This window comes from Pseudomonas sp. (genome assembly GCF_050739655.1).
GTDB lineage: Bacteria > Pseudomonadota > Gammaproteobacteria > Pseudomonadales > Pseudomonadaceae > Aquipseudomonas.
In genome coordinates, this window is record NZ_JBOIBY010000204.1 from 1 (window position 1) to 13,756 (window position 13,756).

Consider the following 13,756-nt stretch of genomic DNA (forward strand, 5'->3'; position numbering starts at 1 on the left):
GTCCTGGGTCGTACACAAAATCCGTGTCCGCCGAAGATCAACTGTAGGAGCGTGGCTTGCCCGCGAAAGCGGTGTGTCAGGCACCATGGATGTTGAATGTGCCGTCCCTTTCGCGGGCAAGCCCACACAGTTTTTGATTGGCGTCAGGCCACCGGGATGATGGGCAGGTCCAGGGTTTCACCACCGCTGAACCGTGCAACCGACCCAGCGATGCTCTCATGGGGAACACCCTTGGCAACGTCACTGACACCATCAAGGCGCGCCAGCTGCTGCGCGCTCAACTGCACATCCAATGCCCCCAATGTCGCATCCAGTTGTTCACGGGTTCGCGAACCAAGAATCGGAATCAACGCCGTGGTCGAGCGCCTGGCCTTTTCCCGTAGCCAGGCAATGGCCACGTGAGTTGGACTGGCCGCCAGTTCCGCTGCGACGGCCAGCAGGGTATCGAGCAGGGCGGTTTCACGAGCGCTTTTCTCGGCATGAACCAGCATCCCCAGTTTGGTCGCGCGGTTGTCGCCCTCGCTGTTGCGATACTTGCCCGTAAGGAATCCGCCACCCAAAGGCGACCACAAGGTTGCGGCCAGGCCCAGGGCTTCAGCCATTGGCAGCTGCTCGCGCTCGGCGGTGCGCTCGGCGAGGCTGTACTCGACTTGAATCGCAGCAATGGGAGAAAAACCTCGCACCTCGGCCAACAGATCAGCGCGGGCGATACGCCAGGCCGGGAAGTTCGACAGCCCCGCGTAATGGATCTTGCCGGCGCGTACCAGATCGTCGAATCCGCGCAGGATCTCTTCCATCGGCGTTACGCCATCGCTCATGTGCGCCCAGAACAGATCAAGGTGATCGGTTTTCAGGCGCTTCAAACTCTCTTCCACGGCACGAACCATGTTCTTGCGATTGTTGCCGGTGTGGGAAATGCCCGCCGACGGTGTCGTCCCCAGGGTGTATTTACTGGCGATGACCAGGCGATCGCGCTCGGCGGCGATGAATTCGCTAAGCATGGCTTCAGATTGGCCAGCCTGATAACCGTTGGCGGTATCGATGAAGTTGCCGCCAGCCTCCAGATAACCATCAAAGATGCCCTTGGCTTCGTCACGCTCGGCGCCATGGCCCCAGCCAGTGCCGAAGTTGCCAGCGCCCAACGCCAGTTCGGAAACCCGCAGACCGGTTTTACGGCCAAATACCTTGTAATGCATGGGGAAGACTCCTGAAGGAAACCGAGATGCAAATATAGATTACTAGCGACATGTATTTAATATGATGCGTACAAATTTGGCCGTCAACAAGCTCATGGCCTCGCTGATAAGTGTTCGACTAACGGACATTTCAATGTAGGTGGAGTGAACTGGTGGCATACTGCCGCGCATGAATGTCGACTCTCCCCTCAGTGCCTGGCAGCACGCCATCGAACAAAAGGGTTTCGTCCAGGACGAAGCCCAGGAACATGCCGTATGGGCCTTGCAGAAGTGTCACGAAGCGCTGCATGAAAGACGCTCGCCTATCACCGGTGTTTACCTGTGGGGGCCGGTCGGGCGCGGTAAAACCTGGTTGATGGACCAGTTCTACCAACACCTGCGGGTACCGGCCCGGCGCCAACACTTTCACCATTTCATGGGCTGGGTGCATCAGCGTTCGTTTCAACTCACCGGAACTGCCGATCCGCTCAGGGCATTGGCCCGTGAGCTGAGCGAAGAAGTGCGGGTGCTGTGCTTCGATGAGTTGTTCGTCAATGACATCGGCGATGCGATCATTCTCGGTCGCTTGTTCCAGGTGATGTTCGAGCAGGGCGTGGTGGTGGTCTGCACCTCCAATCTGCCACCGGACAAACTGTATGCCGACGGCTTCAATCGCGACCGTTTCATGCCCGCCATCGAAGCGATCAAACAGCACATGCAGGTGATTGCGGTAGACGGCGGCGAAGATCATCGTCTGCATCCGGGCCAGGGCTTGCAGCGCTACTGGGTAGCCGCGCCAGGCCAGGCGAGTGCGCTGGCTGACGTGTTCAAGGTGTTGACCGTCGGCCAAACGGTTTCCAGTGCGCCGATCAACGTCGGTTACCGTCCGCTGGAAGTGGTGCAAGCCAGTCAGACGGTGCTTTGGTGCCGATACGCCGCACTCTGTGAACAGCCGTTTGCCGCCATGGATTTCATGGCGCTGTGCGACACCTTCAGCGCTATCCTGTTAAGTGATGTGCCTGACCTCAGCGCGCAAAAACGTCCAGGACGCATTGCCCGGGGTACTGAAGACGGGGCTGTGCGCGTGGAGGCCGGCGACCGGGAATTGCCGCAGTTGTCGGTGCATGACGACGGTGTCCGGCGTTTCATCGCCCTGGTGGATGAGTGTTACGACCGCAAAGTGCCGTTGTACCTTGAAGCGCAGGTGCCGATGGATTCGCTGTATACCGAGGGTTATCTGGAATTCCCGTTCCGCCGCACCCTCAGCCGCCTGCAGGAAATGCAGCTGCAGCGTTTCGCCCAGGCATGAGGGTCAGGCGTCAAAAACCGGGAGGCATGGGTTTCAGGAGATCCGAGCATGAGTCAACCGTTGTCACACCATTTGCTGACCATGGCTTACCAGAACGCCTGGACCAATCATCGACTGGCCAAGGCGTGGAGCCAATTGAGTGCCGATGACCTGCTGGCCCCAAGGGTCAACTTCTTTCCCAGCATCCGCGCGACCCTCAACCACATTCTGACCTGTGACTGGTTTTACGTGGATGCCCTGGAGCGCGAGTTGCGTGGCGATGAACCCCATCCCGATTGCTACGTGTTTTTCAAGGACGAAGAACCATTCACCCATGCTGTCGATCTCAAGCGCGAACAGGCCCACGTGGATCGGCGCTTGATCGCGTACTGCGAACAAATGCGCGATACCGAACTGGTCAAGGTCGTCACCATCGCCCGGGATACGCCGCAAAACGACAGTCGATTGCGCCTGCTTTCGCATCTGTTCGAACATCAGATACATCATCGTGGACAAGTCCACGCGATGCTCAGCGGCACGCCGGTCAAGCCACCGCAACTGGACGAGTTTTTCTGCGCCGGAGAATCGCACCTGCGAGCCGAGGACTTTGCCGAGCTTGGGTGGACCGAAGCGCTGATCTGGGGGCATTAGGATAAATCCGATTGTCGCCAGCGCAGTGCTCGCGATATCGTCGCCGGGCCTTGCGGTGCGAGAGACGCGCCGGGGCCATTTTATTGTGATCGAGGATGGAAATGGATTCCGCAGAAATACTTGTGCTGCAAGCCAGCTACACCAACCCGGTGCACGCCGAGGCCATTGGGCTGGTGTTGAACAGTTACGCTCAAGACCCGATGGGCGGCGGTCATGCCTTGCCCGCCAGTGTGCTGGAACATCTTCCCGGGGAATTGGCCAAGCGCGCGCATGCGTTCAGCGTGTTGGCGTTCGTGGGTGGCGAGCCGGCCGGGTTGGTCAATTGCTTCGAAGGGTTTTCGACCTTCGCCTGCCGACCCTTGGTCAACGTGCACGATGTGGCGGTGGTACCGAAATTTCGCGGACTGGGCCTGAGCCAGCGAATGCTGCAAAAAGTCGAAGAAATCGCCCGCCAGCGCGGCTGCTGCAAAATCACCCTTGAAGTGTTGGAAGGCAACGCGGTGGCGCAGGCCTCCTACAGCAAGTTCGGCTTTGCTCCGGGGGAATTCGACCCGGCCCACGGGCGCATGATGTTTTGGATCAAGGGGCTTTGATTCGGGCATAAAAAAGGGCGTCCATCAGGACGCCCAACAGGTCTTCTCTGACTGAAGAGCAAACAGTCAGAGGTGCAACAATCATTTCGGTCTGTAGGTCTCGGTCATTTGTGCAGTCTGGTCGTCCGGGACCCGCAGTTCATTGCTCTGGCCTGGCGTGATAGTGCCCAGTGCCACTTGCTGGTTATAGCGCAACGTTTCGAAGTAGTACCTCATGCGTTCGGCGCCGCCTTCGGCAAAGGCGCTGGCGGAGCCGAGTGTCACGAGCACGGCGAGGATCAACGTTGTGCATTTCATGGTGTGCCTCCCACTTGCAAATGTCGGATGCTTGTCGTCCATGAGTCAATAAATCAAAGTCGAACGCTGATTATCCGCCGATTCCGTTAAATGGGAAGCCAATTGGATCCCACAGGTTTTGTATCGCAGTTGAAAGATTTACTTCTGAGCCACATTCGAGGAGACAGGCTGCGCTTTGGGCTTGATCAGGCTGAAATCGATCAAGGGCCGCTGCTGGCGTTCATACGGGTTACCGATCAGCAATGGCCGCGACTTGAAGCTGTCACTGACCAGGCTTTTGCTGCGATCGAGTTCATCAAAGTTCAGACCAGCCAGATCCGCCCAGGTGTGGATCAGATGCGAACTGCTGTAGGGCCGCCCAAGATCACCCGCAAAGCTCCAGTCATGGGTTTCACGCCATTTTGGCGAGGCCCAGGCCATGAACGGGATGGTGTACATCGGAGCGGAAGGTTTGCTCTCGTTACGCCCGAGGGTGTTATGGCCCGGGGAGTCGAAAACATCTCTTCGCTGTGATCGGAGAGGTAGAGCAAAAAGCCGTTCGGATCAGACTTGGCGTAGTCCTTGATCAGGCTCGACACCACGAAGTCGTTGTACAGCACCGCATTGTCGTAGCTGTTGTACGTCGGCAGTTGGTCGTCGCGCACGCCGGCCGGAACACCGTTACGGTCCTTGAACTTGTCGAAAGTCGATGGGTAGCGGTACTGGTAACTCATGTGCGTACCGAGCAAGTGCACGACGATCAGCTTGCGCGGTGCGGCATCGGCCAGGGCCTTGTTGAACGGTTCGATCACATCGCCATCGTACTGGGCGGCATTCTGGTTGCGGTTGTTATTGAGGTACACCTGCTCGTCCGCCTGCTGGGAGAAGGTGGTGAGCATCGTGTTGCGCTTGGTCATGGTCTGCTGGTTGGTGATCCAGAAGGTCTTGTAACCGGCCTGTTTCATCATGCTGACCAGCGACGGAGTCGTCAGGTAAAGATCCGGGTTGTCTTCATCGGCGAAGGTCAGCACCTGTTGCAACGCCTCGATGGTGTACGGGCGCGGGGTGATGACGTTATCGAAGACCGCTAGTTGATCCTTCAGCTTGTCCAGTTCGGGGGTGGTTTGCCGTGGATAGCCGTAAAGGCTCATGCGCTGACGGTTGGTGGACTCGCCTATCACCAGCACCAGGGTTGATGGCTGGTTGGCATCGCTCCATCCAGGGTTGCTAGCACCGCCAAGCCACACAACGTTGCCGACGAACGGGCTACGCGCGTACCGAGCGGCCACAATGAGCCGGAGTATCAACAAGAAAATGTGAAAAACTTGTGAGTAGAAGCGCGTAGCGAGGGGGATGTAGCGTGTCGGAAGCAGGGCAGTGCTGCTTCCGATTCGACCATGGGGATCAGGCGTGAGGGGCGCGTTGCGTCACGGGTAACGGCGCTTGGCCCTGGATCAGCAAGCGCAATTGCGCGAGCTCCTGCTTCATTTGCTCGTGCTCGTCTTTCAACTGACGCAATTCATCGCGACGAATCGTGACGTAAAGGGTTTGTACTGGCAGTGCGGTGTGTACTGTGCCCATTGCTCACCTCGCAAATGGCGTGTCTCAACTGTAGAGTCGCCCCCCGAAATCAGTGGCTGACCTACTATCGGCGCCGAGTTTGATTTCTTTTTTCCCTGAATGGAACTTTTTTATTTTTCATGGTCGTTGTGTCTTCGGCACGATTCCCGACGTTATCCATCAGGATCGGGCACAATGCCCGGAAACTTCACGCCAACGCTCTGGACTAACCCTCATTAGTCGCGTTGGGCTATAACCTTTGACACACATTTATTTGTAGTAGGGAGCATCAGTACATGCAACTCGGGATTATTGGACTGGGCCGCATGGGCGGTAACATTGCGCGACGCCTGATGCTCAACGGGCATACCACCGTTGTGTACGACCGCAATACCGCCTTCGTCGAAACCCTGACCGAAGAGGGTGCCACCGGCGTCGCCGATTTGCCGGCCCTGGTTGCTGGCCTGGCCAAACCACGAGCGGTGTGGGTCATGTTGCCGGCAGGCGCACCGACCCAGGACACCATCGATACCCTGAGCACCTTGCTCGAAGCCGGCGATACCATCATCGACGGCGGCAACACCTTCTATAAGGACGATATCCGTCGGGCGAAAACCCTCTCGGAAAAGGGCCTGCATTACATCGACGTCGGCACTTCCGGCGGCGTATGGGGCCTGGAGCGCGGCTATTGCATGATGATCGGCGGTGATACCGAGACGGTTAAGCGTCTCGATCCGCTGTTCGCGAGCCTGGCACCGGGCATGGGCGATATCCCGCGCACCAAGGATCGCAAATCCGATGACGATCGTGCCGAGCGCGGTTATATCCACGCAGGTCCCGCGGGCGCCGGCCATTTCGTCAAAATGATCCACAACGGCATCGAGTACGGAATGATGCAAGCGTTTGCCGAAGGCTTCGACATCCTCAAGACCAAATCCAGCACCAACCTGCCTGAAGACCAGCGTTTCGACCTGAATGTGGCGGATATTGCCGAAGTCTGGCGTCGTGGCAGCGTGGTGTCCTCCTGGTTGCTCGACCTGACCGCTGACGCCCTGGCCAGCGACCCGAAACTCGACGGTTTCTCGGGCTCCGTGGCCGACAGCGGTGAAGGCCAATGGACCATCGAAGCGGCGATGGAACAAGCGGTACCGGTACCGGTGCTGTCCAACTCGCTGTTCGCCCGCTACCGTTCGCGCGGGCAAGGCACCTTTGGCGACAAGATTCTTTCGGCCCAACGCTTCGGCTTCGGCGGCCATGTGGAGACCCCGAAAAAATGACCCATGCGATCCGCAGGAAATCCAAGGCTGAACCCGCGCCACCGACCACGCTGTTTCTATTTGGCGCCCATGGTGATCTGGTCAAGCGGCTGCTGATGCCGGCGCTGTATAACCTCAAGCGTGACGGTTTACTCGGGGATGGATTGCGGATCATCGGCGTCGATCACAACGCCATCAGCGATGAAGGCTTCGCGCAGAAACTCGAAGACTTCATCCGCAACGAGGTGGCCAGCAAGGTCGGCAAGGGCGATCAGTCCCTTGATCCGCAATTGTGGGCCAAACTCGCCAGCGGCATCAGCTACGTCCAGGGTGACTTCCTGGACGACAGCACTTATCAAGCGCTGGCGGCGAAAATCGCCGACAGCGGCACAGGCAATGCGGTGTTCTACCTGGCCACCGCGCCACGTTTTTTCAGCGAGGTGGTTCGCCGTCTCGGTGCTTGCGGTCTACTGGAAGAAACGCCCGAGTCGTTCAGAAGGGTGGTGATCGAAAAGCCTTTCGGCTCCGACTTGCAAACCGCCGAAGCCCTGAACGCGTGCTTGCTCAAGGCCATGACCGAGAAGCAGATCTATCGCATCGATCATTACCTGGGTAAAGAAACCGTACAGAACATCCTCATCAGTCGCTTTTCCAACAGCTTGTTCGAAGCGTTCTGGAACAACCATTACATCGACCACGTGCAGATCACCGCTGCCGAAACCGTCGGGGTGGAAACCCGTGGCAGTTTCTACGAGCACACCGGCGCCCTGCGAGACATGGTGCCCAATCATCTGTTCCAGTTGCTGGCAATGGTCGCCATGGAGCCACCGGCCGCTTTCGCTGCCGATGCCGTCCGTGGCGAAAAAGCCAAGGTCGTGGGTGCGATTCGTCCCTGGACGGTGGATGAGGCCCGGGCCAATTCGGTACGCGGCCAGTACACCGCAGGTGAATTGGGCGGCAAAACCCTGCCGGGATACCGCCAGGAAGACAAGGTAGCGCCTGACAGCAACACCGAAACCTACGTGGCTCTGAAGGTCATGATCGACAACTGGCGCTGGGTTGGCGTGCCGTTCTATTTGCGTACCGGCAAACGCATGAGCGTGCGTGACACCGAGATCGTCATCTGCTTCAAGCCGGCGCCCTATGCGCAGTTTCGTGATACCGAGGTCGAAGAGCTACAGCCGACCTACCTGCGTATCCAGATCCAGCCCAACGAGGGCATGTGGTTCGATCTGCTGGCCAAACGGCCCGGCCCGGCCCTGAAGATGGACAACATCGAACTGGGTTTTGCCTACAAGGATTTCTTTGAGATGCAGCCGTCCACCGGCTACGAAACACTCATCTACGATTGCCTGACCGGGGATCAGACGCTGTTCCAGCGTGCCGACAACATCGAAAATGGCTGGCGCGCGGTGCAACCATTCCTGGATGCCTGGCATCAGGATGCAACGGTGCAGGGTTACGCAGCGGGTGAAAATGGGCCTACGGCCGCCGAAGAGTTGCTGACGCGCGACGGTCGCGTCTGGCATGGGCTTGGATAAGCAACATCCACATCCCCTTGTAGGAGCTGCCGCAGGCTGCGATCTTTTGACTTTGATTTAAACAATCAAAAGATCGCAGCCTCGTTTCACTCGACAGCTCCTACAGTGGGCGGTGTTTTAAAGCCAGAAACTCACCGCGTACCAGCCCAACAGCCCCATGACCACGGTATACGGCAACGCCATCCACACCATCCGCCCATAGGACAGCCGAATCAGCGGCGCAATCGCCGACGTCAGCAAGAACAGAAATGCAGCCTGGCCATTGGGCGTCGCCACACTTGGCAGGTTGGTGCCGGTATTGATGGCGATGGCGAGGGTTTCGAAATGTTCGCGGCTCATGTGCCCCGAGAGGAAGGCCTGTTTCACTTCGGTGATGTAGATGGTCGCCACGAACACGTTATCGCTGATGGCAGACAACAACCCGTTGGCGATAAACAGCATGCCCGGTTGTTGATCGGCGGGCAGGGCCAATACCCACTGGATCAGCGGCCTGAACAGTTGCTGGTCATGAATCACCGCCACCACGGCAAAAAACACCACCAGCAGCGCGGTGAACGGCATGGCGTCCTTGAACGCGGTGCCGAGCCGATGCTCATCGGTGATACCGGTGAACGCGGTGATCAGCACAATCACCATCAGACCGATCAGACCCACTTCGGCAATGTGCAAGGCAAGGCCAGTGATGAGAATCAACGCCGCCGCGCCCTGCACGATGAGTGCAGCACGCTGGCGTGAAGTGCGCTGGGCATTGTCTTCGTCAGCGTAATTGGCGAGTACGGTGCGCACGTTGTCCGGCAGCAAGGTGCCATAACCGAACCAGCGGAGCTTTTCCAGCAACACGCAGGTCACCAGGCCGGCCACCAGCACTGGCAAGGACACCGGCGCGATCTTCAGAAAGAATTCGGCAAAGTGCCAACCCATCTCATGGCCGATCAACAGGTTCTGCGGCTCGCCGACCAGCGTACAAACGCCACCCAGCGCCGTACCCACGGCGCCGTGCATGAGCAGGCTGCGCAGGAAGGCGCGGAACTGTTCGAGGTCGCCATGATGCAGCGTGGGTAGATGCTGGTCATCACCGTACTCACTGTCCTGACGTGGATCGGTGCCCGAGGCGACGCGGTGATACACCGAGTAGAAACCCACGGCGGCGCTGATGATCACGGCGGTAACGGTCAACGCATCGAGAAATGCCGACAAGAACGCCGAGAGGAAGCAGAACATCAACGCCAACAGCGCCTTGGATCGAACGCCAAGCAGCAGTCGCGAGAACAGAAACAGCAGCAAATCTTTCATGAAGTAGATGCCAGCCACCATGAACATCAGCAGCAGGATCACCGGGAAGTTGTGCAGCAGCTCATCGTAGAGTGCCTGGGGCGTTGTCATTTTCAGCAACAGCGCTTCGACCAGCAACAAACCGCCCGGCATCAATGGATAGCATTTAAGCGCCATGGCGAGTGTGAAGATGAACTCCAGCACCAGTAGCCAACCCGCTGCCACGGGGCCTGCGGTCCACAACACCAACGCATTGAGTATCAGGAAACCGACAATACAAGCCTTGTACCAACGGGGTGAGTTGCCGAGAAAGTTATGCGCGAACGCCTGGACCATGGAACCGGACATCGGCTACTCCTTGTATTAAGAAGCGCGCAAGTTGCCGTAAGCGGAGAAGAAGATCAAGTGTAGGAAAAGTACAGAGGACTACGCCAAATAGCGTGCGACAACAGCCCGGTAGTTACCATCTAATGAGTAGCCGCCAACGAAGATGTTTCCATCGCCCTGGGCGAGGATAGAAGTGGCGGTATCCAGACTGCGCCCCAGGCGTGTGCGAACCCATCCAGTGCCCTCGCCAAAATCGCGATCGAGCTGCCCGTCAGGCTGGTATCGACCCACAATAAAGTCGGCCTCGACTCCGCCAATGGTGGCGCCAGCCGTCAATACGCTGCCATCCGGTTGCGCCTGCGCGGTGGACCATTGACTGCCGGTATGACCGATTTCCAGCAAGTGCGGCAGACCATCGTTGCAATGGTTGTCCGGGCGGCCGTTGCTGTGCACCTTCAGAGACAGGCAAAGCATCGGCTCGCGACTGCTGCCAAAACATTGCACGTCGCCGTTTTCATGCTGGATGACCTGACTGATCCGGGCGCCTTGGCCTTGCGCCCTGAAACTCATGAATCCGTCCACGGCGAAGCTTTCATCCAGTTTGCCGTCGGCGTGATAACGGGCCAGCAGACCTTCTTCGGGAAAATTGATCGACCCGCCCACCAGGATTCGACCATCACGCTGCAGCTTCAAAGTGCTGAGCCAGGTGTTCATCAGCAGGTGCCGTACGATGACGAATCCGAGTCCATTGAAGCGATGGTCCAGTGAGCCATCGGTATTGAGGCGTATGAGTATGCCGGCATGGTCCGCCAGCTCGTAATGGTGGTTGGCTACCAGCAAAATTCGACCGTCTTCCTGAACGTTGACGTCGCAGGCTTCGACTCCAGGCACGCCCGGCGGGAGCCAGGCATCGCGCACGCCGAGTGACAGATTGCCCGGCAAGCGCACGATGCATCGGCCATTGTCGCCAAAGTCCTGAACCGGACGGCCCTGTGGGTCAAACATTGCCAGCGCGGGGAGCGAGCGGTGAGCATTTTCGTAGTGCAAGCCCACAACCAGAAGACAGCCATCGGGCAGCACATGAACCTTTGCGGCCATCGCTTCGAAGCCTTGTTCGTACTGACCAATAACACTGCCTTGATTGCCAAAGGAAAGATCCGCCGAACCATCTTCCAGCAGGCGTGCCAGACCAAATCGACTACCGCCAGGCATGCCGACTTTCGCGGCCACCAGCAAGCGACCAAGCGAATCAACCGCAATCCCGTTGGTCATGCTTGAGAGGCTGCCGGAAAAATACACATGGGCTTTGCCGTGGGTGGCAAAGTTTGTGTCGAGCTTTCCTGATGTATTGAGCGGTGTTGGGAAGGCTAAAACGGACTGGATGGACATGCACGCATCTCCTTGCGAGTCGTCCTGATCCAGGTGGGGAGTGGCGACTGGTTAAGTAGACTATTCAATCCTTGAATGACGATATGCACAACTGACTGAAATAACAGGCGGAGGGTCGTTGTGTGCCACAACAATGTCTTTGCGAACCAATGGCAAGCCTGCAATGTATCGAGGTGTGCGCCAGTTAAAATCGAGACTCGTTTATAACTATGGCCTGCCATTGCGGCAGAGCAACTAACGATAAAGAAGGGGCGCGGATTACCCTCGGGGTAATCCGCAAAACAATTAATGCGGCATGGACCACGACTGCAGTTTGTAACCTTCAAGGCTCAGTTCTTTACGCGCTTCTTCAAGCAAACGTTCGAGTTGCGCAGGATCGGTGTAGGCACTGCTGGGAATCAGCTTGCGGCCTATACTGTTGTTGGTCCGGTCGATGACGGTCAGGTTGAGTTCGCCATTGCCGTCTTGCGGTGCCCAGGCCACGCACTGGAAAGGCTGGAATGCGCGGTCGGCAATCAAAAGAGCTTCGTTGATACGGAGCGGGGCGTTCATGGAATGTTCTCTCAGTATGCCCAATCAAGTGATGTGCCGAGGGTTGGGCTTACCGTTCGGCAGGTTACTTGTACTGATGCCCGCAACCGGGGTTCGGGTCACACACAAACAAAAGAAATTTCAACTTTCTTTCGCAAGCCCAATGCAATCACGCGTTATTGAAAGCGTAATGAAAGAATCGGTTCGTTAGGTAACTAACGAAGGCGGTGCTTATAACTAATTAGGCGATATCTCTATAGTCAAACGATACAAGGCAACGTCAAATTCTTGCTAATGTTACAGCCAGGTCCGCCAAATGACTGTTTTTAATAATATTTCCTAAATTTGGCGCCAAGGAAAAGTCATGAGCGAAACGCCTGCCTTACGACGTCTATTAGTAGTGGACCCCTGCGACGACTGCCATCGTCTCTTACCAGGGTTGCGCTCTGTGGGTTGGGATGTTGACAGCTGTTCGCTGGAAAACGCCACGGACCGAACATGTGACGTGGGTCTGTTGCGTTTGCAGCCCAGTCATCTGGAACACCCGGATGCCGTCAAGGAGGTGATCAGTCGTAGCGGTACCGAGTGGATCGCCGTGCTCAACCAGGAAGTGCTGCGGCTACAGAATGTCGGTGACTTTGTCTGTGAGTGGTTTTTCGATTTTCATACCTTGCCGTTCGATGTTTCCAGGGTCCAGGTCACATTGGGCCGAGCCTTTGGCATGGCGCGCTTGCGCGGCCAAGGCACGGTGCATATCGATCAGCCCGAACACGAACTGCTGGGCGACAGCAAGCCCATACGCGAATTGCGCAAGCTATTGAGCAAACTGGCGCCCACCGAGTCGCCGGTGTTGATTCGAGGTGAAAGCGGGACGGGTAAAGAACTGGTCGCACGCACGCTGCATGGACAATCCCAGCGTCGTAGCAAACCCTTTGTCGCGATCAATTGTGGTGCGATTCCCGAGCACTTGATCCAGTCTGAACTTTTTGGCCACGAGAAGGGGGCCTTTACGGGCGCCCATCAGCGCAAGGTCGGACGGATCGAAGCGGCCAATGGCGGCACGTTGTTTCTCGACGAGATCGGTGATCTGCCCCTGGAGCTGCAGGCGAACCTGTTGCGTTTCCTCCAGGAAAAGCACATCGAGCGAGTGGGTGGCAGTCAGCCAATTCCCGTGGATGTGAGGGTGTTGGCCGCGACCCACGTCGATCTTGAGGCGGCAATCGGCAAGCAACGCTTTCGTGAAGACCTGTACTACCGCCTGAACGTGTTGCAGGTCGCGACCGCACCCTTGCGTGAACGCAATGGCGATCTAGCCATGTTGGCCAATCACTTTTCCCATTTTTACAGCCATGAAACCGGCCGCCGTCCCCGGAGTTTCAGCGAGGACGCGTTGGTAGCCATGGGCAATCATGACTGGCCGGGCAACGTTCGCGAGCTGGCCAACCGGGTACGCCGTGGGTTGGTATTGGCCGAAGGCAGGCAAATCGAAGCGCGAGACCTGGGGCTGATCAGCCATCAGGCTGTATCCACGCCAATGGGTACGCTGGAAGACTACAAGCACCGGGCGGAACGCCAGGCCCTGTGCGACGTACTGAACCGTCACAGCGATAATCTCAGTATCGCCGCCAAGGTGCTGGGGATCTCTAGGCCGACTTTCTACCGTTTGTTGCACAAGCATCAGATCCGCTGACCGATGTAGGAAGCCAGGGTTGCCGGCGAACAGGGCGCTGCGATGCATCTGTTGCGCCGTGTTTTCGTTCTTCGCGGGCTAGCCTTAATGCCAGTCAGTTAAGCGATGAAGGTCAACTGTAGGAGCGAGCTTGCTCGCGAAAAACGTTAACGATAACGCGGAAATTCTGAATGAACGCGGCGTCCTGAAGTTTTTCGCGAGCAAGCT

General features: G+C 57.5%; 13 protein-coding genes. 6 read left to right on the forward strand and 7 right to left on the reverse strand.

The features are described from left to right. Positions 1 to 143: 143 nt before the first annotated feature. Positions 144 to 1,196 (reverse strand): aldo/keto reductase, encoded by a 1,053-nt coding sequence (locus ACRESJ_RS09755; protein ID WP_431757727.1) that lies wholly within the window; start codon positions 1,194 to 1,196, stop codon positions 144 to 146. A gap of 169 nt (positions 1,197 to 1,365) precedes the next feature. Between ACRESJ_RS09755 and zapE the strand changes: the two genes are divergently transcribed. The 3 genes from zapE to ACRESJ_RS09770 all read left to right on the forward strand — a co-directional run bounded on the left by zapE (position 1,366) and on the right by ACRESJ_RS09770 (position 3,707). Further along, complete coding sequence (gene zapE / locus ACRESJ_RS09760; RefSeq protein ID WP_431757728.1) at positions 1,366 to 2,484, forward strand: cell division protein ZapE; 1,119 nt, start codon at positions 1,366 to 1,368, stop codon at positions 2,482 to 2,484. A 48-nt stretch (positions 2,485 to 2,532) separates the two neighbouring features. Then, positions 2,533 to 3,114, forward strand: a complete 582-nt coding sequence (locus ACRESJ_RS09765) for a DinB family protein (RefSeq protein WP_431757729.1) — start codon at positions 2,533 to 2,535, stop codon at positions 3,112 to 3,114. Between the two features lie 101 nt (positions 3,115 to 3,215). Then, entirely contained in the window at positions 3,216 to 3,707 is a 492-nt protein-coding gene (locus tag ACRESJ_RS09770) for a GNAT family N-acetyltransferase (RefSeq protein ID WP_431757730.1), read from the forward strand. Between the two features lie 81 nt (positions 3,708 to 3,788). On the opposite strand, the gene ACRESJ_RS09775 is transcribed toward ACRESJ_RS09770, so the two are convergent. From ACRESJ_RS09775 to ACRESJ_RS09785, 3 genes are all read right to left on the reverse strand, one after another. Continuing rightward, complete coding sequence (locus ACRESJ_RS09775; RefSeq protein WP_431757731.1) at positions 3,789 to 4,004, reverse strand: hypothetical protein; 216 nt, start codon at positions 4,002 to 4,004, stop codon at positions 3,789 to 3,791. A gap of 332 nt (positions 4,005 to 4,336) precedes the next feature. Then, a complete protein-coding gene (gene cptA / locus ACRESJ_RS09780; protein WP_431757732.1) occupies positions 4,337 to 5,272 on the reverse strand; it encodes a phosphoethanolamine transferase CptA in 936 nt (311 codons plus the stop codon). A gap of 115 nt (positions 5,273 to 5,387) precedes the next feature. Beyond that, positions 5,388 to 5,564 carry a DUF6026 family protein gene (locus ACRESJ_RS09785; RefSeq protein ID WP_431757733.1) on the reverse strand — a complete coding sequence of 59 codons (177 nt, stop codon included), beginning with the start codon at positions 5,562 to 5,564 and terminating at the stop codon, positions 5,388 to 5,390. 275 nt (positions 5,565 to 5,839) lie between these two features. Between ACRESJ_RS09785 and gnd the strand changes: the two genes are divergently transcribed. Both gnd and zwf read left to right on the forward strand, forming a co-directional pair. After that, complete coding sequence (gnd, locus tag ACRESJ_RS09790) at positions 5,840 to 6,820, forward strand: phosphogluconate dehydrogenase (NAD(+)-dependent, decarboxylating) (protein WP_431757734.1); 981 nt, start codon at positions 5,840 to 5,842, stop codon at positions 6,818 to 6,820. Continuing rightward, complete coding sequence (gene zwf / locus ACRESJ_RS09795) at positions 6,817 to 8,340, forward strand: glucose-6-phosphate dehydrogenase (protein WP_431757735.1); 1,524 nt, start codon at positions 6,817 to 6,819, stop codon at positions 8,338 to 8,340. Before gnd ends, zwf begins: the two co-directional genes overlap by 4 nt. A 117-nt stretch (positions 8,341 to 8,457) precedes the next feature. On the opposite strand, the gene nhaB is transcribed toward zwf, so the two are convergent. The 3 genes from nhaB to ACRESJ_RS09810 all read right to left on the reverse strand — a co-directional run bounded on the left by nhaB (position 8,458) and on the right by ACRESJ_RS09810 (position 11,880). After that, positions 8,458 to 9,960, reverse strand: coding sequence for a sodium/proton antiporter NhaB (nhaB, locus tag ACRESJ_RS09800; protein WP_431757736.1), 1,503 nt, complete (start codon positions 9,958 to 9,960; stop codon positions 8,458 to 8,460). A 78-nt stretch (positions 9,961 to 10,038) separates the two neighbouring features. After that, positions 10,039 to 11,328 (reverse strand): hypothetical protein, encoded by a 1,290-nt coding sequence (locus tag ACRESJ_RS09805; protein WP_431757737.1) that lies wholly within the window; start codon positions 11,326 to 11,328, stop codon positions 10,039 to 10,041. Between the two features lie 285 nt (positions 11,329 to 11,613). Then, entirely contained in the window at positions 11,614 to 11,880 is a 267-nt protein-coding gene (locus tag ACRESJ_RS09810; protein ID WP_431757738.1) for a hypothetical protein, read from the reverse strand. Positions 11,881 to 12,223: 343 nt separating this feature from the next. Here ACRESJ_RS09810 and ACRESJ_RS09815 point away from each other — a divergent pair, with 343 nt between their 5' ends. Continuing rightward, positions 12,224 to 13,549, forward strand: a complete 1,326-nt coding sequence (locus ACRESJ_RS09815) for a sigma 54-interacting transcriptional regulator (protein ID WP_431757739.1) — start codon at positions 12,224 to 12,226, stop codon at positions 13,547 to 13,549. Positions 13,550 to 13,756: the final 207 nt, after the last annotated feature.